25 protein-coding genes and 3 tRNA genes are annotated in these 23,863 nt (G+C 66.3%); 10 read left to right on the top strand and 18 right to left on the bottom strand.

Going from position 1 to position 23,863, the window contains the following annotated elements; translation table 11 throughout:
- Window positions 1-91: 91 nt before the first annotated feature.
- Window positions 92-1,321 carry a tRNA guanosine(34) transglycosylase Tgt gene (gene tgt / locus PGN27_RS16135; RefSeq protein ID WP_335327020.1) on the bottom strand — a complete coding sequence of 410 codons (1,230 nt, stop codon included), beginning with the start codon at window positions 1,319-1,321 and terminating at the stop codon, window positions 92-94.
- Window positions 1,322-1,378: 57 nt separating this feature from the next.
- Here tgt and PGN27_RS16130 point away from each other — a divergent pair, with 57 nt between their 5' ends.
- Together PGN27_RS16130 and PGN27_RS16125 are read left to right on the top strand one after the other, a co-directional pair.
- Window positions 1,379-1,825 carry a lipoprotein LpqH gene (locus PGN27_RS16130; protein ID WP_335327019.1) on the top strand — a complete coding sequence of 149 codons (447 nt, stop codon included), beginning with the start codon at window positions 1,379-1,381 and terminating at the stop codon, window positions 1,823-1,825.
- Between the two features lie 119 nt (window positions 1,826-1,944).
- The gene (locus PGN27_RS16125) at window positions 1,945-2,457 is read left to right on the top strand and encodes a lipoprotein LpqH (protein ID WP_335327018.1); all 513 of its coding nucleotides are present in this window, start codon (window positions 1,945-1,947) and stop codon (window positions 2,455-2,457) included.
- 54 nt (window positions 2,458-2,511) lie between these two features.
- Here the strand turns inward: PGN27_RS16125 and PGN27_RS16120 are convergent, their stop codons facing one another.
- Window positions 2,512-2,853, bottom strand: a complete 342-nt coding sequence (locus PGN27_RS16120; RefSeq protein WP_030137504.1) for a DUF732 domain-containing protein — start codon at window positions 2,851-2,853, stop codon at window positions 2,512-2,514.
- 112 nt (window positions 2,854-2,965) lie between these two features.
- Here PGN27_RS16120 and PGN27_RS16115 point away from each other — a divergent pair, with 112 nt between their 5' ends.
- Window positions 2,966-4,276: a PE-PPE domain-containing protein gene (locus tag PGN27_RS16115; protein ID WP_335327017.1), complete on the top strand. Its 1,311-nt coding sequence runs from the start codon at window positions 2,966-2,968 to the stop codon at window positions 4,274-4,276.
- A gap of 189 nt (window positions 4,277-4,465) precedes the next feature.
- Here the strand turns inward: PGN27_RS16115 and PGN27_RS16110 are convergent, their stop codons facing one another.
- Window positions 4,466-5,629 carry a zinc-binding dehydrogenase gene (locus PGN27_RS16110; protein WP_241474216.1) on the bottom strand — a complete coding sequence of 388 codons (1,164 nt, stop codon included), beginning with the start codon at window positions 5,627-5,629 and terminating at the stop codon, window positions 4,466-4,468.
- A 91-nt stretch (window positions 5,630-5,720) separates the two neighbouring features.
- Here PGN27_RS16110 and PGN27_RS16105 point away from each other — a divergent pair, with 91 nt between their 5' ends.
- Window positions 5,721-7,430, top strand: a complete 1,710-nt coding sequence (locus tag PGN27_RS16105) for an alpha/beta hydrolase (RefSeq protein WP_335327016.1) — start codon at window positions 5,721-5,723, stop codon at window positions 7,428-7,430.
- A gap of 80 nt (window positions 7,431-7,510) precedes the next feature.
- Window positions 7,511-8,332 (top strand): aminoglycoside phosphotransferase family protein, encoded by an 822-nt coding sequence (locus PGN27_RS16100; RefSeq protein ID WP_335328747.1) that lies wholly within the window; start codon window positions 7,511-7,513, stop codon window positions 8,330-8,332.
- A 42-nt stretch (window positions 8,333-8,374) separates the two neighbouring features.
- On the opposite strand, the gene PGN27_RS16095 is transcribed toward PGN27_RS16100, so the two are convergent.
- The 3 genes from PGN27_RS16095 to PGN27_RS16085 form a co-directional block, all read right to left on the bottom strand.
- Window positions 8,375-8,465 (bottom strand) — tRNA-Ser (locus PGN27_RS16095).
- 125 nt (window positions 8,466-8,590) lie between these two features.
- Window positions 8,591-9,043 carry a nucleoside deaminase gene (locus PGN27_RS16090; RefSeq protein WP_335327015.1) on the bottom strand — a complete coding sequence of 151 codons (453 nt, stop codon included), beginning with the start codon at window positions 9,041-9,043 and terminating at the stop codon, window positions 8,591-8,593.
- Window positions 9,040-9,558, bottom strand: a complete 519-nt coding sequence (locus PGN27_RS16085; protein WP_335327014.1) for a tRNA adenosine deaminase-associated protein — start codon at window positions 9,556-9,558, stop codon at window positions 9,040-9,042. The genes PGN27_RS16090 and PGN27_RS16085 overlap by 4 nt, the downstream gene beginning before the upstream one ends.
- Window positions 9,559-9,621: 63 nt before the next feature.
- Here PGN27_RS16085 and PGN27_RS16080 point away from each other — a divergent pair, with 63 nt between their 5' ends.
- Window positions 9,622-10,599, top strand: a complete 978-nt coding sequence (locus PGN27_RS16080; protein ID WP_335327013.1) for a prephenate dehydrogenase — start codon at window positions 9,622-9,624, stop codon at window positions 10,597-10,599.
- On the opposite strand, the gene PGN27_RS16075 is transcribed toward PGN27_RS16080, so the two are convergent.
- From PGN27_RS16075 to PGN27_RS16055, 5 genes are read right to left on the bottom strand one after another with little or no spacing between them, the layout of a single operon-like run.
- Window positions 10,562-11,146 carry a putative glycolipid-binding domain-containing protein gene (locus tag PGN27_RS16075; protein WP_418888606.1) on the bottom strand — a complete coding sequence of 195 codons (585 nt, stop codon included), beginning with the start codon at window positions 11,144-11,146 and terminating at the stop codon, window positions 10,562-10,564. The genes PGN27_RS16080 and PGN27_RS16075 overlap by 38 nt on opposite strands.
- Window positions 11,139-11,909: an ABC transporter permease gene (locus tag PGN27_RS16070; RefSeq protein ID WP_335327011.1), complete on the bottom strand. Its 771-nt coding sequence runs from the start codon at window positions 11,907-11,909 to the stop codon at window positions 11,139-11,141. Before PGN27_RS16070 ends, PGN27_RS16075 begins: the two co-directional genes overlap by 8 nt.
- Complete coding sequence (locus tag PGN27_RS16065; protein WP_335327010.1) at window positions 11,906-12,553, bottom strand: ABC transporter permease; 648 nt, start codon at window positions 12,551-12,553, stop codon at window positions 11,906-11,908. The genes PGN27_RS16070 and PGN27_RS16065 overlap by 4 nt, the downstream gene beginning before the upstream one ends.
- A complete protein-coding gene (locus PGN27_RS16060) occupies window positions 12,554-13,660 on the bottom strand; it encodes an ABC transporter ATP-binding protein (protein ID WP_335327009.1) in 1,107 nt (368 codons plus the stop codon).
- An 8-nt stretch (window positions 13,661-13,668) separates the two neighbouring features.
- Window positions 13,669-14,610, bottom strand: a complete 942-nt coding sequence (locus tag PGN27_RS16055; protein ID WP_335327008.1) for an ABC transporter substrate-binding protein — start codon at window positions 14,608-14,610, stop codon at window positions 13,669-13,671.
- A 129-nt stretch (window positions 14,611-14,739) separates the two neighbouring features.
- Between PGN27_RS16055 and PGN27_RS16050 the strand changes: the two genes are divergently transcribed.
- Entirely contained in the window at window positions 14,740-15,099 is a 360-nt protein-coding gene (locus PGN27_RS16050; RefSeq protein ID WP_335327007.1) for a LapA family protein, read from the top strand.
- Between the two features lie 7 nt (window positions 15,100-15,106).
- Here PGN27_RS16050 and PGN27_RS16045 read toward each other — a convergent pair whose 3' ends face one another.
- From PGN27_RS16045 to PGN27_RS16030, 4 genes are read right to left on the bottom strand one after another with little or no spacing between them, the layout of a single operon-like run.
- Window positions 15,107-16,129, bottom strand: coding sequence for a phosphotransferase family protein (locus PGN27_RS16045; RefSeq protein ID WP_335327006.1), 1,023 nt, complete (start codon window positions 16,127-16,129; stop codon window positions 15,107-15,109).
- 9 nt (window positions 16,130-16,138) lie between these two features.
- Window positions 16,139-16,738: a histidine phosphatase family protein gene (locus PGN27_RS16040; protein ID WP_335327005.1), complete on the bottom strand. Its 600-nt coding sequence runs from the start codon at window positions 16,736-16,738 to the stop codon at window positions 16,139-16,141.
- Window positions 16,739-16,794: 56 nt separating this feature from the next.
- Window positions 16,795-18,672 carry an alkyl/aryl-sulfatase gene (locus tag PGN27_RS16035; protein WP_335327004.1) on the bottom strand — a complete coding sequence of 626 codons (1,878 nt, stop codon included), beginning with the start codon at window positions 18,670-18,672 and terminating at the stop codon, window positions 16,795-16,797.
- A gap of 37 nt (window positions 18,673-18,709) precedes the next feature.
- Window positions 18,710-19,219, bottom strand: a complete 510-nt coding sequence (locus PGN27_RS16030; protein ID WP_335327003.1) for a metallophosphoesterase family protein — start codon at window positions 19,217-19,219, stop codon at window positions 18,710-18,712.
- 292 nt (window positions 19,220-19,511) lie between these two features.
- On the opposite strand from PGN27_RS16030, the gene PGN27_RS16025 reads away from it, so the two are divergent.
- On the top strand, window positions 19,512-21,659 hold the full coding sequence (locus tag PGN27_RS16025) for a putative bifunctional diguanylate cyclase/phosphodiesterase (RefSeq protein ID WP_335327002.1): 2,148 nt from the start codon (window positions 19,512-19,514) through the stop codon (window positions 21,657-21,659).
- Here the strand turns inward: PGN27_RS16025 and PGN27_RS16020 are convergent.
- The 3 genes from PGN27_RS16020 to PGN27_RS16010 form a co-directional block, all read right to left on the bottom strand.
- Window positions 21,619-22,008, bottom strand: a complete 390-nt coding sequence (locus PGN27_RS16020; protein WP_335327001.1) for a nuclear transport factor 2 family protein — start codon at window positions 22,006-22,008, stop codon at window positions 21,619-21,621. The two genes, PGN27_RS16025 and PGN27_RS16020, sit on opposite strands and share 41 nt — an antisense overlap.
- Window positions 22,009-22,026: 18 nt before the next feature.
- Window positions 22,027-22,099, bottom strand: a tRNA-Arg gene (locus PGN27_RS16015).
- Window positions 22,100-22,140: 41 nt separating this feature from the next.
- Window positions 22,141-22,229: transfer RNA gene (locus tag PGN27_RS16010), tRNA-Ser, on the bottom strand.
- Window positions 22,230-22,335: 106 nt separating this feature from the next.
- Here PGN27_RS16010 and hisC point away from each other — a divergent pair.
- Both hisC and PGN27_RS16000 read left to right on the top strand, forming a co-directional pair.
- Window positions 22,336-23,397 carry a histidinol-phosphate transaminase gene (hisC, locus tag PGN27_RS16005; RefSeq protein ID WP_335327000.1) on the top strand — a complete coding sequence of 354 codons (1,062 nt, stop codon included), beginning with the start codon at window positions 22,336-22,338 and terminating at the stop codon, window positions 23,395-23,397.
- Window positions 23,397-23,852, top strand: a complete 456-nt coding sequence (locus PGN27_RS16000; RefSeq protein WP_335328746.1) for a DUF3558 domain-containing protein — start codon at window positions 23,397-23,399, stop codon at window positions 23,850-23,852. Before hisC ends, PGN27_RS16000 begins: the two co-directional genes overlap by 1 nt.
- Window positions 23,853-23,863 lie beyond the last annotated feature (11 nt).

The raw sequence follows: 23,863 nt of genomic DNA, 5'->3' as shown, positions 1-23,863 counted from the left end.
CACCGACGAAATGGTGAATTTCTCGGGTAGTTTTACACCGATTTGATCGCTTCGGCGGCAAGTGGCGACGGAAAGCGCAGCCAGGTGTTCCTCAGCGCGAACCGTAATAGCGGCCCAACACCTCGGCACGCAGCTCGTCGAACTCCCCGGCCAGGATCGCCGCGCGGATCCGGTCGACCAGGCGGATGGTGAACCGCTCGTTGTGGATGGTGCACAACGTCGACGCCAGCATCTCCTTCGCCTTGAACAGGTGGTGGATGTACGCACGGGTGTAATGCGCGCAGGTATAGCAGTCACATTCGGCGTCGATCGGGGCGAAGTCGCGTTTGTACCGGGCTCCGGTGATGTTGTAGCGCCCGTGCACCGAGTAGACCGCGGCATTGCGCGCCACCCGCGACGGCGATACGCAGTCGAAGGTATCCGCGCCGGCGGCCACCGCCGCGAACAGATCGTCGGGCTCGCTGATGCCCAACAGGTGCCTCGGCTTGTCCGCGGGCAGCTCGCTGGTCACCCACTCGACGATGGTGGCCAGATTCTGCTTCTCCAGCGCCCCGCCGATGCCGTATCCGTCGAAGCTCAACCCCTCCGCGGGACCTGAGCCCTCACCGATGCGGACCAGATCGCGAGTGGCCTGGCGTCGCAGATCCTCGTACTGTGCGCCTTGCACCACCCCGAATAGCGCCTGGTAGGGCTTGTCGTGACGCACCTCGGTGAGTCGATGGTGCTCGGCAAGACAGCGCTCGGCCCATCGGTGGGTGCGCCGCACCGACTGCTCCTGATAGCTGCGGGTGTTGACCAGGGTGGTCAACTCGTCGAAAGCGAAGATGATGTCGGCACCGAGCTGATGCTGGATACCGATGGAGACCTCCGGGGTGAAGCGGTGCGTCGACCCGTCGAGATGGGAGCGAAATGTCACTCCGTCCTCGTCGACGTGCGCCAGCCGCTCCTTGCCCTCGGCGATGATGTCGTCGGCCTGCACCCTGGTGGCGTCCATCGACAACACCTTCTTGAACCCCACACCTAGCGACAGCACCTGGAACCCGCCGCTGTCGGTGAACGTCGGTCCGGGCCAGTTCATGAACGCCCCCAACCCGCCTGCCTCGTCGACCACATCCGGGCCCGGTTGCAGGTAGAGGTGGTAGGCATTGGCCAGAACCGCCTGAGCGCCAATCTCTTTCATCGTTTCGGGCAAGACCGCCTTGACGGTCGCCTGGGTGCCCACCGCGATGAAGGCCGGGGTCTGGATATCGCCGTGCGGCGTGTGGATGGTGCCGACGCGTCCGGGACGCCCGGGCAGCTCGGCCTGCACTTCGAAGAACATCCGGACATTCAATCAAGCGGCTGTGTCCGGTCCCGCGCCGCCGCTAGATTCACTCCCATGAGGAAACCCTGGCTCGTCCTGGCCGTGGCGTCTGCGGTGGCCGCCGCCTGCGCCTCCTGCTCCTCCGAGAGCCCGGCCGCCCCGATACCCGAAGGCGGGCTACCGGCGGGCACCGCTCACATCACGATCGACGGACGCGACGGGGGCACCACGCATCAGGTGCGGTGCGCATCGCAGGGGTTCTCGACGGATATCCAGACCGGGGACCCTGACTCCGGGGTGAGCGCATTGGTCTCCGGCGGTGACGAGCTGTCCGCCCAGTCGGTGGCCATCCGCAACCTTGCCGGATTCACCGGCAACTACAACGCCGGGCTCGGCGAACCGGACGCGGAGGTCAGCATGATCGGCCCGACCTTCGTCATCATCGGTACCGCGACCGGCTTCCGCACCGACGCGGCCAGCTTCACCACGGACGGAAAGTTCACGCTCCGCGTCGCGTGCTGAGCGGGCCAGAACTGCGGAGATTTTCGCCCAATCGGGTTTCATCGGCCGTTTCGCGTCTCATACTGCACGTGGATCATCGGGCGATCTTGATCGATCGCACAACCTCAAGGAGATTCGTGGTGAAGCGTGGGTTCGTAGTGGCCGTCGGGGGCGCAGCGCTCGTCATCGCCGGTCTGTCCGGTTGTTCCTCGGACAACAAGTCATCATCTGAGTCGACCGCCTCGGAGACGAGTGCGGCGGTAAGCACCTCGGCGGCGGCCACCACCGCCCCGCCGGAATCGTCGGCAGCCGCGGAATCCGGTGCCACCAAGGTCACCATCGACGGTCAAGACCAGGCCGTGCAGGGTTCGGTGGTCTGCGCAACCAGCGGCGGCAATGTGAACATCGCCATCGGGGAGGGCCTCACCGGTATCGCCGCGGTCGTCAGCGAGGACGGGTCCAGCGTCAGCTCCGTCGGGCTGGGCAACGTCAACGGCGTCACCCTCGGGTTCACGCAGGGCGCGGGCGGTGAGGCCACGGCCACCAGGGCCGACAAGACCTACACCATCAGCGGCACCGCCACCGGAATCGACATGGCCAACCCCATGAACCCGGTCAGCAAGCCGTTCGAGATCACGGTCACCTGCCCCTGAGCGGAACCGGCACAGACGACGGTGGCGTCCCGAAATGGGGCGCCACCGTTCTTTTTATTGCCCGGTGTAGCCCGCGGCGGATTGGCGCAGCTGCCAGATCTGCGCCGGGCACAGTTCGTTGACGGCCTGGTTGATCAGGTACCCGGCCTGGTAGTAGTCGGTGGTGTGGAAATCGGCCTTGAGCTGGTTGACCAGTTCGGCATACGGCATCTTGGCGGCGACCCTGTCGCAGATGGTGTTGCCGTAGCCGATGGCGGCCTCGGCATTGGGAAAGTTGTAGCCCGGCCGGACATGCACGTTGACCAGATAGGCCACTGTGTCCGCCGAGGCCGGCGCCGCCGACAGAACGCCGAGACCCATCGCTGCCGCCGCAGCGGTCGCCAGAATCGCCTTCATAACCGCTGACTCTAATCGCGCTTAAAGAAGTTCGGCATAATTCCGTATACACGAGCCCTCTGGGAGTAACGTCCCCCGCACATCGCTTTATGGATGATGCGTCGGGGGATGCATGGGGAGATCTTTTCGCACGCCGCTGGCGTTGCTCACGGTAGTAATGCTCTCGTCGTGGCTGCTCAACGGCATGATGACCGCGATCGTATCGGTGCGATATGCAGTCGCACCGAGTGCCACGGTCATCGGCATCGGTGGCCGCGACGATCCTGCCGGTGTACGCATCCCGGATAAGTTGCGTGGAAAGATCGGTCCGCCTGACCACGCCTATGTCCCCTGCCATTACCCGGCATCGTTGAACATGATCGACAGCGTGCGGGTGGGCATGCCGGTCCTGCTGGAACATCTGGCCGCGACGACGGGTCCGGTGATCATCGCCGGATACTCGGAGGGCACGCTGCTCACCGAGCAGATCAAGCGCGATCTCAACGTGGCCGCGACCGCACCGTCCCCCGATGACCTCAGCTTCCTGGAGATCGCGGCCCCCTTCATCCCCAACGGCGGCATCCTGGCCCGATTTCCCTTCCTCGGGATCCCCGGCGTGATCCCGGCGATGGGCGTCGCGGCCCCCTCCGCGTACGGCACGACCTACGTGACCATGGAGTACGACACCTACGCCGACTTCCCCGCCTATTTCAACCCGCTCGCGCTGCTGAACACCCTGCTGGCCGCGGGATACGCCCATCCCGATCCGTTCTATGACCCGATCGACCTGGATTCACCGGGGGTGATCACCAAGGAGGTCACCAAGCCGGGCGGTGTGGTGGATCGCTACATTCTGGTTCCCAACGAACACCTACCGCTGTTCGGACCCCTTCGCGACCTCGCGCGTTTCCTCGGGCAGTCGCCGCTCGCCGAACGGCTCATCGGTGCGGTCGAACCGCTGCTGAGGGTTATCGTCGACATGGCCTACACGGATCGACTTAATCTCAATCCAGATGTGCACCAACCCTTTTCCCTCATCACTCCGATGCCGAAGATCGTCGAGGCGCTGCGGGCGATCCCGGCTGCACTGCACGAGGGGCTGGAGAATCTGACCGGCAGCAGGCCGCCGGCCGCGAGCCGGACCGAGGTAACACCGTCCCCGCTGCCCGCGGATTCCGGGCCGGAATCGCCCGAGGTACGCAGTATCGATGCCGATGTCGATGAACTCGGGACTCCGACCGAAAACGGTAGGCGCACCTCGCTGCTGGACGACACCGATCGCGACGGCGCCGAGAACGACACCGATGATCCGGCCGATATCGTCGACCGGATCACTGTCAGTACGCCGCCGTCCGACGCCGAGTCCGACGACCAGGATGACCTCGTCGACAACGAATCTGACGCCGATCAGGACGAACGCGACGCCGGGGCCGAGGCGGCCTGACGACGGTGCCGGCGATTCAGCCTGGCCAGCAACACCCTTCGGTGCATCTCGAACGACAACGACAGCGGATCGCTGAGCCGGAGACGTTTTCGCTTGGTTTGACGCATGATGGGGCCACTGTGACACACCTGTGACGACACACCGGTTCCACCCGAAAAAACCGGGAGTGAACAGATTTCGACGATCCGACTAACCGGGTTCGACTGCCGAACTGGTGGGGTCGATGAGAATCTTGGCGTGCGATTCCGGATCACCCAGCGCGTTGAAGGCCGCCTCGACTCCGTCGAGACCGACGGTCCCGGTCACCAGCGCCGACGCATCGACCTTGCCCTCCGCCAACAGGTTGAGGGTGTCGTGAAATTCCAGCGGTGTGTAGCCGAACACGAAGCGCACGTCGATCTCTTTGCCGATGGCCAACGTCGGACGAAAACGGTCCTCGCCCATGCACACACCGACGACGACCACCCGGGACTGCACCGGCGCGGCCGCCAGCACACCGTCGATCATTCCCGGCACACCAACGCACTCGAACACCACAGGACGCTTCGGCCCGGCCGCGCCGAACGACTCCGCGAGCCGGTAGAGATGTGACCAGCCCGGCACCTTGCGCAGCTTCTCCATCGACCCGACACCCAGTTCGTACAACTGCGGCGCCGCGGTGATCACGCCCTTCTGCCGGTCGAAACGTTCATAGGGCGACTCGACGGCCGGGTCCACCACCACGTGGGCCCCGCATTTGGCGGCCAAGGCACGGCGGCCCGGGGAGAAGTCACTGGCGATGATCGTGCCTACCCCCTTGGCCTTCAGGTGACAGATCACGGCCAGGCCGACCGGGCCGCAGCCGATGACGACGGCAGTGTCTCGGCGGCTGATGTCGCTGCGTCGTACGGCATGCAGCGCGACAGCCATCGGCTCGGTGAGGGCCGCGGTGTCGACATCCAAACCGTTGGGCACCACGAACGTCATCGATGCCTCGGCGAGCACCTGTTCTGCGTAACCGCCGGGGGCCAGTGGTGAGAGTCCGGTCAGGTGCACACCGCCCGCCGCGCGCACCAGTGGGAAGGACACCACGGTGGTGCCGGACTTGAATTCCTTGGCAACTCCGCGACCCTTTTCCACGACCGTGCCGCAGAATTCGTGGCCGAGTACGACCGGCGTGGAACTGTTCATGAAATCCGGATATCCGACGGCGGCCATGACCTCGGTCAGTTCATCGGCGTGATCCTTCGCGTGGATGTCGGACCCGCAGATTCCGCAACGACGCACGTCGAGCAGCAACTGACCGGCGGCGGGTCGTGGTGCCGGCATCTCGATCACCGACAGTTCGCCGGCCTTACAACTGACAGCCCTCATGGGGTGATTCCCTTCGTCGATCTTCGAGTATGGCCGTTGCTCGAAACTGCTCGGTTACGCTGTCGCCAGTGTCAATATTCGAGACGGTTCGGTGAGCACAGGGTCAGGGGTCTTCATGGAGCGGCTTTCGGCGTGGGTGAGTGCCGGCCTGTTGTCGGCGGGGGTGTCGGCCGCGGTGCTCGCCGGTGCCGGTGCCGCAGTCGCCGACGATACGTCCGGCGGGGCGGGCCCCGGGTCGGCATCGAGTCCGGCCAACGACAGTACGCCGCGCACAAAGACCGACACGACGCCGGAATCTCGCGCCGAGTCGACGTCGACCGACAAGACCGAGACCGACGACAAGGCCGACAGCACGACACCGGGTGGGTCCAAGCATGAGACCGAACCGGAACTGAAGCCCGAACTCGAGGCCGAGGCCGAGCATGAGGCCACCCTCGAGGACCACGAGAAGACACCCCCGAACGACGCCGCCGAGACAGAAATCGTGCTCGGGAAAAAGACACGACCCGCCGCGGTGATACCGAGCATCAGCACCCCCGTCGTCGTGGACGCCGAGCACAGCACGTCCGCCGAGAACGAGACCGGCACCACCACGAAGACCGAACCTTCGGCTCCGTTGGTGACCGAGGCCGCCGCGACACCCGATCGCAGCCCCAACCGCGACGGCGCGACGGCACAGGTGACCGAAGCCCCGGCCGTGTCCATGGCGGTCGTGGTCGAGCAGCCGCCCGCCGAACGCGCCTTCGCCCCCTCGTCACCTAACCTGCTGCGGTGGCTGCAGGGCCTGACCGAAAATCTCATCAAGGGCGTCGGGTCGTTGGTGTTCAACACCATCCAGGCGCTCGAGGCACTGCTGACCGGCCCACCCGCGGTTCCGGTCAACAGCCCGGTCACGGTGCGCACATCCACCATCCTGCTTGCCAATGGCCAACGGGTGCAGGCGAACTGGTACTTCCCCGACGTGCCCGAGGGCGCGCAGCAGCCGGACCGGTTGATCCTGCTACAGCACGGTTTCTTCGCGCTGGCACCGATGTACAGCTACACCGCCGCCGAGTTGGCGGTCCGCACCAACAGCATCGTCGTCACGCCCACGCTGTCGTCGAACTTCTTCGCAGACGACGACGCCTGGCTCAACGGCGCGGGCATGTGGAACAACATCGCCGAGCTGTTCGTCGGGGAACGAACCGCCCTCAACGACAGTGCCCGCGACGCCGGTTACGTGGGAGTGCTGCCCCAGAAGTTCGGCCTGGCCGGGCATTCCGCCGGCGGTCAGCTGGTCGGCGCCGTCGCGGGATATCTCGTGGACAAGGGCGCCGCCGATGATCTCGTCGGGGTGATCACCCTGGACGGCGTGCCCACCGGCTCGGTCATGCCGGACGCATTGGCCAAGTTGCAGGCCTACGAGGACGCCACCGGACGCTACATCCCGGTCCGCGAGATCGGCGCTCCGCCCAATCTCTTCAACTTCATCAGCAATATCAACGAATCGCTGAACGAGGCACGGCCCGGGCGGTTCAACGGTGTCGTACTGGCGGGCGGGGTCCACATGGACTCGATGCGCGGCGGCAACCCGATCGTGCAGTTCCTCGCTTCGGTGCTGGCCGGCTTCCCTCAGCCGCAGAACCCGCCTGCGGTCTGGCAGCTCAGCGCCGAGTGGTTCAACGATTGGTTCGACGGCGACACCGATAACGGTGACGATCTGGTGCCCGGGTCGACCCTGCCGATCAGCACGCCCGATGGCACTGCGTACGGAGTGGTGCTCGGGCGATCGGTACCCACCACCGTCACCGTCGCCGTCTGAACGTGCACCCCGGCCAACTGACGGTCTCGCCGCTCACGGTCGGCAGACTGATCGCCGAGCAGTTCCCGTAGTGGGCGGGTCTGCCCGTCGAGCCGGTTTCCGGGGCGGGAACCGTCAACGCCATCTTCCGGATCGGAGACCACGTCGTCACCCGGTTTCCGTTGGAGCCCGATGGTGATGTCGAGGCGGTGCGGCACGACCTTGAGCACGAAGCCGAAGCGGCACGGGAGCTGAGCGGCCGTACGCCCGTGGCCACGCCGGCTCCGCTGGCGATCGGCGAACCCGGCGCGGGCTATCCCCTGCCATGGTCGGTGTTCACCTGGTTGCCCGGTGACCCCGCGACCGCGGACAGCTGCTCTCGTTCCGATGTCTTCGCCGCCGATCTGGCCGAGTTCATCCTCGCGGTCCGCGCCATTAACACCCGCGGACGCACCTATGCCGGAAATGGACGCGGTGGCGAGCTGGGATCCCATGACGAATGGATGCAGCTGTGCCTGACCAATAGTGAAGGCTTGCTCGATGTGTCGACCTTGCAGGCGATCTGGGAAGAGATACGCGTGCTGCCTCGCGGCGACTCCCCGGATGTGATGACCCATGGGGACTTGATCCCGCCCAACGTGCTGACCGTCGACGGTCGTCTCGCCGGCGTGCTCGACGTAGGCGGGTTCGCAGCGGCCGATCCCGCACTGGACCTGGTGAGCGCCTGGCACCTGCTCGACGACCGCCGTCGCGAGCTGATGCGGGCGTACCTGGGCTGCGATGACGACGAATGGCAACGTGGTCGCGGTTGGGCGTTCCAACAGGCCATGGGCGCGGTCTGGTACTACGTGGACAGCAATCCCATCATGAGCAACAAATGCCGTCGCACGCTGGAACGGATCCGGGCCGACTTCGCGGCCTGAGCATGAAACAGCCCCTCACCTGCGTCAGCAGGATCGGGGCTATGGCGGTGGCGGAGGGATTTGAACCCTCGGACGGGGGTTACCCGTCACACGCTTTCGAGGCGTGCTCCTTAGGCCGCTCGGACACGCCACCGGCGGGAAGCTTACCGGGCAGTCGCCGTGAGCCCTAATCGCGTGCCGAGACGACGGGTTTTGGCGAAAAACGGACCCGATCACGTGATAAACCGTCGTCTCGGCGCGAGCTCGAAGAGCACGACCTCAACGATGCCGCGCGAAGAACTCCTCCAGCGGCGCCGCACATTCGCGTTCCAGCACCCCGCCGCGCACCTGCGGACGGTGCGTCAGCCGCCGGTCGCGCACCACATCCCACAGCGACCCCACGGCGCCGGTCTTGGGCTCCCACGCCCCGAACACCAGCCGGCCGACCCGCGCCATCACCAGCGCACCCGCGCACATCGTGCACGGCTCGACGGTGACGGCCAGGATGCAGTCGGTCAGCCGCCAGCCGTCGCCCAACACTTGCGTCGCCGCCCGCATAGCCAGGATCTCCGCGTGTGCGGTGGGGTCGCCGAGGACCTCGCGCGCATTGGCCGCACGGGCCAGCTCCGACCCGTCGGGACCGAACACCACTGCCCCGATCGGGATATCGTCGGGCCCGGCCAGCCGGGCCGCCTCCAGCGCTTGCCGGATCAGCTCGCTGTCGGAGCTCACCGACCGAGTTTGTCCAGCACCGCCGACAGTTCCACGGCGAAGCCCATCCGCTCGGCGATCGCCGTGATCTGCTCTTCGATCTCGGATTCCTCGTCGGCGATGATCACCCCGAGTACACCTTCGGGCAGGCCGATATCGGCCAGCAGCCCGAGATCGCCCTCCTCGAATGGGTCCGTGTCCTCCAGGTCCTCGTCGTCGATATCGGCATCGAGGGTGTCGAGGACCTCGGCGGCGATGTCGTAATCCAGCGCAGCGGTGGCGTCGGAGAGCAACAAGCGCGTGCCCGCCGGGGCGGGCCGAAGAATGATCAGGAACTCCTCGTCGACGTCGAGCAGACCGAACACCGCACCGGCACTGCGCAGCTCACGGAGCTCGGTCTCGGCCGCGGTCAAGCTGTTCAACGCCGTCCTGCGCAGGGCCGTACACCGCCACTTGCCGTCCTCCCGGACGACCGCGACGCCGAACCCGCCCGGCAGTTCGGCTGCCTGTTGTGCGGTGGCCCGTTGTGCTCCCATGGCCGCTTACGCTAGTCGTCCACCAAGTGCTTGACCAGCGGTCACAGCCAGTCCCCATCAACCATGTGCCAACCTAGAGCGGTGACCGACACACCGGTATGCGTGCTGGGCCTTGGACTGATCGGCGGCTCGGTGGTGCGGGCCGCCACTGCGGCCGGTCGCACCGTGTTCGGGTACAACCGGTCGATCGACGGGGTGGGTGCCGCGCGAGCCGACGGATTCGATGCCACCACCAACCTCGACGACGCCCTTGAGCGTGCCGCAAACACCGATGCGCTGATCGTGCTTGCCGTGCCGATGCCGGCACTGGCCGGCATGCTCGACCACATCCGCACCGTCGCACCGGGCTGCGCGCTGACCGATGTGATCAGCGTCAAGGGCGCAGTGCTGGCCGCGGTGGAGAAGGCCGGTCTGCGATCCCGTTTTGTGGGTGGGCACCCGATGACCGGCACCGCGCACTCGGGCTGGTCTGCCGGTGACGCGGGCCTGTTCGTCGACGCCCCGTGGGTGATCAGCGTCGACGATAACGTCGACCCGACCGTCTTCGCTCAGGTCATGCGGCTGGCCCTGGAGTGCGGTGCCGTCGTGGTGCCTGCGCGGTCCGACGAGCATGACGCCGCCGCGGCCGCCATCTCGCATCTGCCGCATCTGCTGGCCGAGACGCTGGCCGTGACCGCGGCCGACGTCCCGCTGGCCTTCGCGCTGGCCGCCGGGTCGTTCCGGGACGGCACGCGGGTCGCGGCGACCGCACCCGATCTGGTGCGCGCCATGTGCGAGGCCAACGCCGACCACCTGGCCACCGGCCTGGATCGGGCCATCGAAATGCTCACCGACGCGCGCGACCACCTGCGCACGCACACCTCGGTGGCCGCGCTGGTCGAGTCCGGACACGCCGCCCGGGTTCGCTACGACAGCTTCCGCAGACCCGACATCTTGCATGTCACCATCGGTGCCCCGCAGTGGCGGGACGAACTGGCCGCCGCCGGGCGGGCCGGCGGAGTGATCAGATCCGCGCTGCCAGTCCTGGGTAGTCGAGGATGAACCCGTCCTGGTCGACGGTGACGGTGGTTTCGGCGACCGGCGATTTCAGTCCGAAGCCATCAGTCTCACGGGTGTAGGTGATGTTCTCCAGCTCCACGCTGAGCTCCGGCAGCCGCACATAGACCACCGGCAGGGTCAGCGACTCGGGGCCGCCCTTGTGCAGTTCGTTGCGTCGGATCGGCAGCGCGTTGAAGAACGGGCTGAACACCACGTCCACATCGAGCGCTCCGTCGAAGGCGGCGCGACTGGTCTGGTTCTGGTGATCGCGGACCAGCCACATGCCCTCCTCGTCGCGGGCGATGGAAAGCTGGCGTTCGCGCTCGGCCAGCGTCATCGTCAGTGACAGCCTCTTGGTGGCGCCCACTTCGTCGGTGACCAGGTCATAGGAGGCGCTGAAGGCAGGATCGGTCGAGGTGGCGGCCGACACGATGCGGCCATACGCCTTGATCCGATTACCGGAAAGCTGTATCCGTACCGACTCCATCCTCGGCACATCGTGTGCTCTCCAGGTCAGGATCGCGGGCCAGGCTTCGGCTGGTTCAGTCACCCTCATACCGTATGCGACGGCCCCGGGGCTCCGTAGCCACGTTGGAGGATTCCAACGCCACCTCGTCGTCGAGCAGTGGCTGGGGCAGCTCGGTGGACTTGGCGAACCGGTCGGCGCCGGGTTGGGACAGCCACACCGCGGCGGCCAGCAGCGCATCGAGCACCAGGGCCAGCAAGGTGACCATCAACGCACCCACCAGGGCGAGGTAGAACTCTCGTACCTTGATCCCGTCGATCAGGTACCGGCCGAGGCCACCAAGGCTGGCGTAGGCGGCCACCGTGGCGGTCGCCACGATCTGCAGCGTCGCGGTGCGCAGACCGCCGACGATGAGCGGCAGCGCGTTGGGCACCTCGACCCGGAACAGCACCTGGCGTTCGGTCATCCCCATCGCCCGGGCGGCGTCGACCACCGACGGTTCGACGGCCGCGATCCCCGAGTACGTGCCCGCCAGCAGCGGCGGGATGCCCAACAGCATCAGCGCGACCGTCGGCGGGATGAGCCCTAGCCCCCACAACAGCACCCCGAGCAGCAATACACCGAGCGTTGGCAGGGCGCGCAACGCGTTGACTCCGGTGACCACCAGGAAGGTGCCGCGTCCGGTATGTCCGATGATCAGGCCGATGGGCACCGCGATCAAGGCCGAGAACACCACCGCGATACCGGTGTACTGCAGGTGCTCGACGATCCTGATCCCGAGACCGGCAGGCCCCGTCCAGTTCTGCGCTGTGAAGATGAACGCCAGCGCCTCGTGCAGGAAATTCATACTGCACCGGCCTTCGCTCGGGTCCACGGGGTGATCGCCTTGCCCGCCAACAGGATCAGGGTGTCGACCACCACCGCCAGGACGAAGATCGCGATGATGCCCGCGATGATCTGGCCGCTCTTGTTGGCCTGGTACCCCTCGGTGAACCACGTGCCCAGCCCGCCGATGCCGATCACCGAACCCACCGACACCATCGAGATGTTGGTCACCGCGACCACCCGCAGGCTGGCGACGAGGATCGGGATGGACAACGGGAGTTCGACTTTCACCACCCGGGTGAAGGGTCGGTAACCGACGGCGGTGGCCGCGTCACGCACCGCGGGCGGGACGGCATCCAACGCCTCCGGCACCGCACGGACCAGCAGCGCGGTCGTGTAGAGCGTCAGCGCCACGATGACGTTGGCCTCGTCGAGGATGCGGGTCGGGATGATCAGCGGCAGCACGACGAACAGCGCCAGCGAGGGGATGGTGAAGATGATGCTGGCGGTGACCGTGCTGACCCGGCGCAGCACGGTGGTGCGCTGCACCAGCGCACCGATGGGCACCGCGATCAGCAATCCGAGCACGATCGGCACCAGGGACAGCCGCAGATGGATCAGCGTCAGCGTCCACGCGTTGTCGAGGTGGGTGAGCAGATACTGCATCTACCCGGTCCGCCGCTTGCGCTCATCGTCGATGGCGGCCAGCACATCCTCGGCGCGGATTCCGCCGAGCACCTGGTCGTTCTCGTCCACGGCGACACCGAGACCCGCCGGTGAGGACAGCGCCGCGTCCAACGCCAGCCGCAGCGTGCCGTCGGGCCGGAACAGCGAGCCACCGGCGATGGTGCTGTCGTAGAGCGAACTTCCGCCGCGGTGCAGGGCCACGCCCTCGGCGTTGATCCAGCCGTAGGGCTCACCACCGGGTTTGGTGACCAGCGCCCATTGCCCCGGTGCGAGATCGAGTGCGTCGATACCGGGTTCACCGACGTGCTGGATATCGTGCAGTGGCAGGCCACTGTGGCGCAGGAACTGTAGACCGCGGTAGCCGCGGTCGGCGCCGACGAATCCGGCGACGAAATCGTTTGCCGGATTGGACAACAGGCGCTGTGGCGGATCGAATTGCTGCAGGACACCGCCGCGGCCGAACACCGCGACCTTGTCCCCGAGCTTGAGCGCCTCATCGATATCGTGGGTGACGAAGACGATGGTCTTGCGCAGTTCACTCTGCAGCCGTAGGATCTCGGTCTGCAGTTCCTCACGTACGACCGGGTCCACCGCACTGAACGGTTCATCCATCAGCAGGATGGGCGGGTCTGCGGCCAGTGCGCGAGCCACCCCGACACGCTGCTGCTGGCCGCCGGAGAGCTGCGCCGGATAGCGTTGCGCCAGCTTGGGATCCAGGCCGACACGTTCCAGCACGCCGAGCGCGGCCTTGCGCGCCTCACGTCGCGACTGGCCCTTGAGCACCGGGACAGTCGCGACGTTGTCGACCACCCGCTGATGCGGCATCAGCCCGGCGCTCTGGATGACGTAGCCGATGCCCAGTCGCAACTTCACCGGATCGACCTTGGTGACGTCTTCCCCGCTGACCGTCAGCGTGCCGGAGGTGGGATCGATCATCCGGTTGATCATCCGCATGGAGGTGGTCTTGCCACACCCGGAGGGTCCGACGAACGCGGCGAGCGTGCCCTCGGGAATGTCGAGGGTCAGATCATCGACCGCGACGGTGCCATCGGCGTAGGTCTTGGTGACCGAGGTGAAGGTGATCATCGGCTCACTCACTTCCCCGGCAGGGGCTGGTCGAATCCGTTGCCGGCGATCCACTTCTGCGCGGCCTCGTCGGGGTCGACACCCGAATTCCCCTCCACCGATCCGTTCAACTCGATCAGGGCCTCGGTGCTGAGCTTGGCGCTGACGGCATCGAGGACCGTCTTGAGCTCGTTCGACATCTTCTGCGAGGCCACCAGCGGCACCACATTGGCGGCCAGGAAGACGTTCTCCGGATCTTCGAGCACCACGAGATTGTTCTTCTCGATCGCCGGGGAGGTGCTGAAGATATTGGCCGCGGTGACCGTACCGTTCGTCAGCGCTTGTACCGTGGCCGGTCCGCCGCCGTCACTGATCGCGATGAAGTTGGCGGGGGCGATCTCGAGTCCGTACTTCTGCTGCAATCCCACCAGACCGGTCTGGCGGGTCTGAAACTCCGACGGCCCACCGACTTTCACCTCGGGCGAGCGGGCCGCGAGATCGGCGATGGTCTTCAGATTCCATTCCCTGGCGATGTTCTCGGACACCGCCAGGGTGTCCTTGTCCTCGGCCGGTGAGGGATACAGGATCGCCAGATCACCCGGAAGGGCGCGCAGCAATCCCAGCAGCACCTCATCGGAGGTGGTGGCGGTCGCCTCCTTGTCGAAGTACTGCAACAGATTGCCGGTGTACTCCGGGATCAGATCGATCGAATGATCCTGCACCGCCGGGATGTAGGTCTCCCGGCTGCCGATGCCGAACTGCCGACTGATGTTGAAGCCGTTGGCCTCCAGCGCCTGTGCGTAGATCTCGGCGATGATCTTCGACTCGGTGAAATCGGCCGAGCCGACCGCGATGGTCTTCAGATCCCCCGATATCTCCCCACCGCCGAGCGGATTGGAACTCCCGCAGCCCGCACTCACCAGGGTGAGCAACGCTGCTATGAAGACAGTGAACCGTTTCCTGCAGCGCATACCGTCCCCTCAGGTGGCTGTGTGACGCCTGGCAATTCCTTCGACATTAACCGGCGTCGCCACGACATGCCGCGCTTTGATTCACCGTGAGGTGGTTTGCCAACGCCGCGTAGGGGGCAAGATAAGACCATGACGACCGACCCGAACGCGCTGCCGTACGACGCAGAGCAGCCGAACCCACCCATCGGCACGTCGGAGCCGGTCCCCCCACCCGAGGACAACGTCAAATTCACCAGGGCGGCGGCCCTGTGGACCTCCCTGATCATCGGTTTCCTGGTGCTGATCGTGCTGCTGATCTTCATCGCCCAGAACACCGATCAGGGCACCTTCCACTTCCTCGGCTGGAACTGGACGCTGCCGCTGGGGGTGGCACTGCTGCTCGCCGCGGTCGGCGGCGGGTTGCTCGCGGTCCTGGTGGGCGCGGCGCGCATCGTCCAGCTGCGTATCGCCGCGCGCAAGAACCTCAAAGCCGCCCGGCGCGTGACCTAGGTCGGCTCTAGATCAGTTTCAGCCCCTCGGCGAGCAGCGGGGCCACCGCGGCACCGACGCCGCCGTTGGTGTCACCGCTCTCCCTTGCACGGAAATCGATGCCCGCGGCGATGATGGCGATCTTGAAGTAGGCCAGGGCCATGTAGAAATCCCAGTTCTGCAATTCCTGACCGCTGGCCACCGCATAACGCTGCGCGAGTTCGTCGGCCGACGGCAGCAGCGGCGACGTCCATGCCGCGCGCATGCCGAGGACATCGTCGAAACTGGGGTTGCGGTACACACACATCAGGGCCGCGTCCGAGAGCGGATCGCCGAGTGTGGACAGCTCCCAGTCGAGCACCGCCCGCACCACGGTGGGGTCCGAGGCGTCCAGGATGGTGTTGTCGATGCGGTAGTCCCCGTGCACGATGGACGCCCGCGGACTGGCCGGAATGCGTTCCGCCAGAGCCGAATGCAATCGGGTGACATCACCGTCACGGGTGTCGTCGGCGAGTCGCACATGCTCCCATTGCGAGCCCCAGCGGCGCACCTGCCGTTCCAGGTAGCCCTCGGCGCGGCCGAAGTCTCCGAGCCCGACGGCCTCGGGGTCGACGGCATGCAGGTCGGCCAGCGCCGTGATCAACGACGTCACACATCCGTCGATCACTCCGGCCCCGCCGGCCTGCTGCAGCGCCTCCAGTTCCGCCGCGCTGCGGACCACATTGCCGTCGACATTTTCGACCATCTGGAACGGGGCGCCCAGCACCGAGTCGTCATTGCGCATAGTGACCGCCCGGGCCACCGGCACGGCGGTCCCGGCCAGTGCGGCGACCACCTTGTACTCACGGGCCATGTCATGGGCGGACGGGGTCAGACCGTGCAGCGGCGGACGGCGCAGCACCCAGGCGGACTCGTCATCCCAGACCCGGAAGGTCAGATTCGAACGTCCGCCGGAAAGCAGTTCGGCGCGCAGCTCACCGGCGCGGGCGATGCCCTCGGCACGAAGATGGCGATCGAGGGCGTCGAGGTCCAGGCCGTCAAGATTGGTCACGCGAAATGTTTACCACTGCGCATTTCGCGGCAGCAGATCCCATACGTGTTCGGTGCTGTTGATCGCCGCCACCGACAGTCGGCCGCTGCGCGAGGACAGCACCCGGGTGACACCGGCATAGTCCACCTGGACCGACAACAACCGCTCGGTCTTCATGACCCGGTGCACCACCGCGTTGATGACGCCACCGTGGCTGAAGAGGGCAACCGTGTCGTCATGGCCCGAGCCGGCGATGATGTCCTCGATGCCCGCCCAGATCCTGGCCTGGAATGCCTCGGGATCGACGTCGCCGGGGAGCTGGCCGTTGATCAACCGCTGCAGATCCTCCTTGGAGGCCTGTTCGATCGGCGTGTAGTGCGACAACCCGTAGTCGTACTCGGCGAGTCGCTCGTCGATGTCGACAGACAGCCCCAGCGCGTCAGCCACCGGCTGCGCGGTCTGCTGCGCACGCCGCTGGGGGCTACTGACCAGCCGGGTGATCGCGAAACGGGTGAGCGCCGCGGGCAGTCGCGCCGCCTGGGCGATACCGTCAGCGGACAGATCGGGATCGGAACCCGCACCGGGCTCGCTGCGTAACGGCAGCGCGTGCCGGACCAGAAGCAATTGCACCACGACACCATATGGCGGGCGACGGCCGACGATCTGACCGACCGTCGCCCGCGCGACTATGGCGTGATGATGTCGAAGTTCGGGTCGGGCCGGTCGAGCACCCCGAGCAGGGTGCCCAGCGCCCCGGCGTCGCCGGTGAACTCCACCCCCGGCGAGTCGCGGTCGCCGGCGGCGAAGGCCAATAGCCTGCCCTTGGTCGCGAAGGTGACGGTGGCCGTCGCCGTCGCCGGATCGGCGGCGACGCGGCGGTGCACCAGCACGCCGTTGCGCAGTGTCAGCCGGTAATCGGCACCCAGGTCGACGAACGTCACGTCCAGGGTCAGGTCCAGATCCCAGGCCCGCGGTCCGTCGACGCTGATGGCCAGGGTGTCGAAGATCTGCTCGGGGCTCAGTTGGGCGATCATGGTGGGCGCCGTCGTCGTGGTCGGGGTACCGAAGTTGCCATCCCGCAGCTCGGTTGCCCCGGAGAGGAAGAAGTTCCGCCACACCGCGTTCTCGGCTCCATAGGCCAGCTGCTCGAGGGTGTCGGCATACAGCTCGCGCGCCGCCGAGTGATGTTGGTCGGTGAAGATGGCATGATCCAACAGGGTTGCCGCCCAACGGTAATCACCTGAATCGAAGGCGGCGCGGGCGATCTCGACCACCCGGTCCAGCCCGCCCATCGCCTCGACATAGCGCGGGCCGGCCGCCTCGGGCGGGTGCTGCCAGAGCCGGGCGGGGTTGCCGTCGAACCAGCCCATGTAGCGCTGGTAGACCGCCTTGACGTTGTGGCTGACCGAACCGTAGTACCCGTGGGTGTGCCAGGCCTTCTCCAACGCAGGCGGCATCCGGAACGTCTCGGCGATCTCGATACCGGTGAATCCCTGGTTCAGCTGTCGCAACGTCTGGTCGTGCAGATAGGCGTACAGATCCCGTTGCAGCGAGAGGTATTCGACGATGTTCTCGCGCCCCCAGGTGGGCCAGTGGTGGGAGGCGAAGACGACGTCGGTTCGGTCTGCGAACGAGTCGATGGCTTCGGTCAGGTACCCGGCCCAGCCGTGCGGATCGCGTACCAGGGCACCGCGCAGGGTGAGCAGGTTGTGCAGGTTGTGGGTGGCGTTCTCGGCCATGCACAACGCACGGAATTGCGGGAAATAGAAGTGCATCTCGGCAGGGGCCTCGGTACCCGGGGCCATCTGGAACTCGATCTGCACACCGTCGACGGTGTGGGTCTCACCGGTGCTGCGCACATCGATGGTGGGGACGATCATGGCTACCTCGCCCAGCGACGGTGCCTGGCCGAGTCCACACCCCACCTGCCCTTGCGGCCCACGCGCCAGCACCGCACCGTACATATAGGCCGCCCGGCGCGTCATCGCCGTGCCCGCGTAGACGTTTTCCTGCACGGCGTGTTCGACGAACCCCTCGGGCGCCAGCACCTGCACGCGCCCGGCGTCGACATCGGCCTGGTTGGTCACCCCGAGTACGCCGCCGAAATGGTCGACGTGGCTGTGGGTGTAGATGACCGCGGTGACGACGCGCTCGCCGCGGTGCGCCCGGTAGAGGCCCAGCGCGGCCGCCGCGGTCTCGGTGGACACCAGCGGATCGATGACGATCACTCCGGTGTCGCCTTCGATGAAACTGATGTTGGACAGATCGAGGCCGCGCACCTGATAGATGCCCTCGACCACTTCGTAGAGTCCCTGTTTGATGCAGAGCTGCGACTGCCGCCACAGACTGGGGTGCACGCTGTCCGGCGCGTCGGCCGCCAGGAACCCGTAACTGTCGTTGTCCCACACGACCTTCCCGCCGGCTCCCGTGACCACACCGGGCTCCAGCGCCCCGATGAAGCCACGGTCGGCGTCCACGAAATCGCGACTGTCCTCGAAAGGCAGGGTGTCCCGGTGCGCACGGTTGGCAGCGGCGATCACATCGCTGGGTGGCTTGGCGTTCATATGCGTGAGACTGCCACGCGGGCGCGCCGCGCGAGCGCTAACGGACCAGTTTGTGCAGTGCCACCGCGCCCAGCTCACCGTCGGACAGTTCGGCCGTCATATAGGTGCAATGCGGCTGCCGACGGCGGTCGGTCGGTGAGCCTGGGTTGAGCAGTCGAAGTGCCCCGCCGCCGGGCTTGTCGACGGTCGAGTCCCACGGGATGTGGCTGTGCCCGAACACCAGGACGTCGGTATCGGGATAGGTGCGCGCCATGCGATTGTCCCGCCCGGCCGCCGCTCCGGTCTCGTGCGTCACGGTGAAGCGCAGTCCGTCCAGGACGACGTTGGCACGTTCGGGCAGCCGCGCCCGCAACTCGTCGCCGTCATTGTTGCCCCAGCACGCGACCAACCGCCGCGACCGCTCGGACAACCGGTCCAACAGGTCGACTTCCATCCAATCGCCGGCATGGAACACGACATCGGCGTCGTCCACCGCGGCCCACACCTCGGCCGGCATATCGCGCGCCCGGGAGGGCAGATGGGTGTCGGAGATCAGCAGCAGCCGCACCGGTACGAGGGTAGCGCAACTCCCGTGAAGCGAGTTGCTGGAGGGACTGCCTCGAAACGCCGTCTCAACAGCCAAAATTCGCTCTAAACTGCATGTAATGCCCGCTTCCAGAACGAACTTCGGTTACGCCACAGGTGTGGCGGTTTACCTGCTGTTCGTTTGCTGGTTGATTCTCGGTTGGGGCGGACCGCAGGTAACGGCAACCGTCGGGTCGCTCGGGTTCGTTGCGTTCTGCGCAGCGACGTGCGCGTGCACGGTTGCTGCCGCAATTTCTGGCCGCGGGAGCATCCGAGTGGCGTGGGCTGCACTCACCGTCGGGTTCCTCGGTTGGGTCCTCGGAAGTACCGTCGATGCCTACTACGGCGTGTTCCTACACCAGGTGCCGCCGTTCCCGTCGGTGGCTGATCTCGGATATCTCGCACTACCGCTGGCCGTCGTGGTGGTGTGGCTGCTGCGCACCACCCTGGATCCGCTGTCGTTGTTTCGTCAATTGATGGACGGCCTGGTGATCGCATCGGCGTTGTTCGTCGTGGTGTGGGTGGCGGTGCTCGATCGTCTCTTCACCGTCGGCGAGCGCAGCGCCGTGGACGCCGTGCTGACCGCCGTCTACCCGATCTCGGCGCTCACCATGGTGACGTTGTCGATGTTGGTGCTGACGGTGGTCCGGCCTGGGCGGCGTCAGGTACTCGGTCTGTTCACCACGGGGCTGGCCGCCATCGCCCTCGGTGAGGTCGCCGAGGTGTACGTCCAGATGCACGACTATGCCGACGCCGTCAGCGTCTTCCCGATCATCAGCAAGGTGACCGGATTGCTGATGGTCTCGGCGGGGGCCTACATGTCGTCCCAGGACATCAGGACACCCCATCACGACGACCCACGTCCGTCGCCGATGACCATCATCTGGCTGCCCTACGCGCCCATGCCCTTTGCGGTCATCGCGGCGGTGGTGCACCTGTGGCCCGACGCGAACATCCGGCCGGTGCTGCTCGGTTCGACGATCCTGGTGATCTCCGCCCTGATTCGGCAGCTGACCGTGCTTGTCGAAAACCGTCGCCTGCTCGACGAGGTGGCCGCCCACGCGTTCCAGGATCCGCTGACCGGACTGGCCAACCGACTGCTGTTCACCGCCAGGCTCGAGGAGGCCATCGCCCGCCAACGCCGCGGCGGCCGGCCGACGGCGGTGCTCTCGCTGGACCTCGACGATTTCAAACTCGTCAACGACAACCTGGGACACCACTGCGGGGACGAGCTGCTACGTGACATCGCGGGACGACTGGTCGCCTGTTTGCCTTCCGGTCATACCGTGGCACGCCTGGGTGGTGACGAGTTCGCGGTCATCATCGAGGGTGGTCCGCAATCCGCCGAGGAGATCGCCGCGGCGGTGGCCCACGCCTTCGACGAGGTCTTCGATCTCGGTGGTCACGAGGTGTACATCCGACCCAGTATCGGTCTGGCCTGGGTGGGTGAGGTCAGCGATGTGCCGACCGGCACCGAAGAGCTCCTGCGACAGGCCGATATCGCGATGTACGTGGCCAAGAGGTCCGGTGTGGGCGGTGTGCAGGTGTACACCGCGGACATGGAAGTCGCCGGCACCCGCTCGGTCTGGGACGAGGACACCGCGCCCACGGCCGTGGTGCCCGAGATCAAACTGCTCGGACAGTTGCGCCGCGTCGTCGACAACGGGGCGCTCCGACTGGCCTATCAGCCCCAGATTTCGCTGGCCACGGGCGAGATGATCGGCGTCGAGGCTCTGGTGCGGTGGCCGCACCCCGAACTCGGGGTGCTGACCCCGAATCAGTTCCTACCGCTGATACGTCGCAGCGGATTGATGGGAGCGATGACCGACCTGGTGGTGGAGCAGGCTGCCCGCGACGCCGCGGCCTGGCATCGGCTCGGCGGCCGCGAGATCCCGGTATCGGTCAACCTGTTCGCGCCGTCGTTCGACGACGCCACGTTGCCCGAACGCATCGGCACGGTGCTGGCGCGGCATGGGCTGACCCCGACGTCGATGACGATAGAGATCACCGAGCATTACCTGCTGGCCAATGTGCGCCAGGCGCGCCGCGTCATCGAACAGCTCCGGGCCGCGGGATTCCGGGTGTCCATCGACGATTTCGGGAGCGGCTACGCGACGATGAGCTATCTGCGCGACCTCCCGGTCGACGAGCTCAAACTGGACCGGCATTTCGTCGCGCCGATGCTGGAGAACACCAGGGCGGCGGCGATCGTGCACTCGATCATCGCGCTGGCCCACACACTCGGCATCACCAGCGTCGCCGAGGGCGTCGCCGACCCCGACACCGCCGAGCTGCTGCGCGGGTACGGTTGCGCGGTAGCCCAGGGCTCATACTTCGGCGAGGCGGTCTACGCCGAGGAGTTGCCCATGCCCGAACGCGGTATCACCGGGCCTGCCCAAGAAGCGCCGCCATCCGCGGTATGACGGCCTGCAGACCCTTCAACGGCCGGATCATCACCTTGAAGGACGCGATCTTGCCCTCGTCGTTCCAGTGGATCATGTCGACACCGTCGACCGTCACACCATCGACGGTGGCCTGGAACGCGAGGATGGCCGAACGGTCGCTCTCCCACTGTTCGACATAGCGGAAGTCGGCATCTCCGAAGAGCTCGGCCGCGGCGTTCAGATACTTGGCCGTCAAGGCCTTGCCCTCTTGCGGGGTGAACACCGCCGGGGAGTAGAAGACGGCGTCGTCGGCAAGCTGGTCGTCGAGGACCGCCGGGTCGTGATCGGTCATGAACTCGATCCAGCGTTCCAGATGCGGAGAACTCATGACTGCATACTGCCTGAGTGCGCCCGAAGGGATTCGAACCCCTAACCTTCTGATCCGTAGTCAGATGCTCTATCCGTTGAGCTACGGGCGCCTGGTCGTGCTATTCAATTCGGTACTGCTGGTCAAACTCGGCGGAGGCGAGAGGATTTGAACCTCCGGTCCCCGGTAAGGGGGACAACTCATTAGCAGTGAGTCCCATTCGGCCGCTCTGGCACGCCTCCTGAACGATCTGAGGGTACCGGACCCCCGGAACCGCCGAGCGCACAGATTACACAGGCTGCACGGCGGAAGGCAAAGCGCGAGTACGCGCACCCCTAGAATGGCTGGGTGACCGCCCGTCTGCGACCCGAGTTGGCCGACCTTCCCGCCTACACCCCCGGTCGCACGGTGCCCGGCGCCATCAAGATCGCCAGCAACGAAACCGTCGACGGTCCGCTGCCCGGCGTGCTGGATGCGATCAGCGCCGCAGCCGCCGGCATCAACCGCTACCCCGACAACGGTTACCTCGATCTGCGCGAACGGTTGGCCAAGCATGTCGAGTTCGCCCCGGAGAACATCTCGGTGGGTGCCGGGTCGGTGAGCCTGTGTCAGCAGCTCGTCCAGATCACCTCGACCGTCGGCGACGAGGTGATCTTCGGGTGGCGCAGCTTCGAGATCTACCCGCTGCAAATCCGCACCGCGGGTGCCACGCCGGTGCCGGTGCCGCTGAAGGACCACACCCACGATCTGGACGCCATGCTCGCCGCCGTCACCGATCGCACCCGGCTGATCTTCGTCTGCAATCCGAACAACCCGACCTCGACCGTCGTCGACCCCGCCGCGCTGGAGGCCTTCGTGGCCGCCGTCCGCTCGGACATCCTGGTGGTCATCGACGAGGCCTACGTCGAGTACATCCGCGACGGCCTACTGCCCGATAGCCTCGGCCTGGTCCGGCGTTACCCGAATGTCGTTGTGCTGCGCACCTTCTCGAAGGCCTATGGGCTGGCGGGTCTGCGCATCGGCTATGCCGTCGCCGACCCGGACATCGTGACCGCACTGGGCAAGGTGTACGTGCCGTTCACCGCGACCACCATCTCCCAGGCCGCGGCCATCGCCTCGTTGGACGCCGCCGACGAGCTGCTGGCCCGCACCGACGCGGTGGTCGCCGAACGGGCACGGGTGAGTGCGACGCTGCGGGAGATGGGATACGAGTTGCCACCCTCGCAGGCCAACTTCGTCTGGTTGGTGATCCCGGGGCGCACCGACGCTTTCACCAATGCCGCCGCCGACAACCGGCTCCTGGTCCGGCCCTACGGGCAGGATGGCGTTCGGGTGACGGTCGCCGCTCCGCACGAGAACGACGCATTCCTCGCCTTCGCGCAGGAGTGGATCCGGGGTGAGCGGTCATGATGGGGATGGCCACGCGGGCGACGATGGTGGCGGGCAGCGCGCTGATGGCACTGGGGCTGCTGACCGGCTGCGGACGCACCACCGAGGGCACCGTTGCGATGACCACCGAGCCCGGTCCGCCGCTGACCACCACGACCAGCGCCCGTCCCCCGGTCATCCCCGGTCTACCGGAGATTCCCGGCTTGCCCGATATCACCATCCCGGGATTCCCCACCCGGGGCTCGAACGTTCCGGATGTCCCGCCACCACCCGATGCGCTGACGATGACGTGCGCGGACTACAACCAGCTCGACGAGGCCACTCAGAAGGCGGTCGTCAACGCGATCCTCAAGGGCGAGCAGTCCATCCTGGGACCGGACAACATCGAGATCGCCACGTCGCTGGCCGACGCGGTGTGCCAGTTCCTGACCGGTAGCACCGTGCGCGAGGTGCTGCTGGGTGGGCCCGTCCCCTAGGCATCCGCAGA

This window comes from Mycolicibacterium neoaurum (assembly GCF_036946495.1).
GTDB lineage: Bacteria > Actinomycetota > Actinomycetes > Mycobacteriales > Mycobacteriaceae > Mycobacterium > Mycobacterium neoaurum_B.
This window is presented reverse-complemented; position numbering and strand designations above follow the sequence as displayed.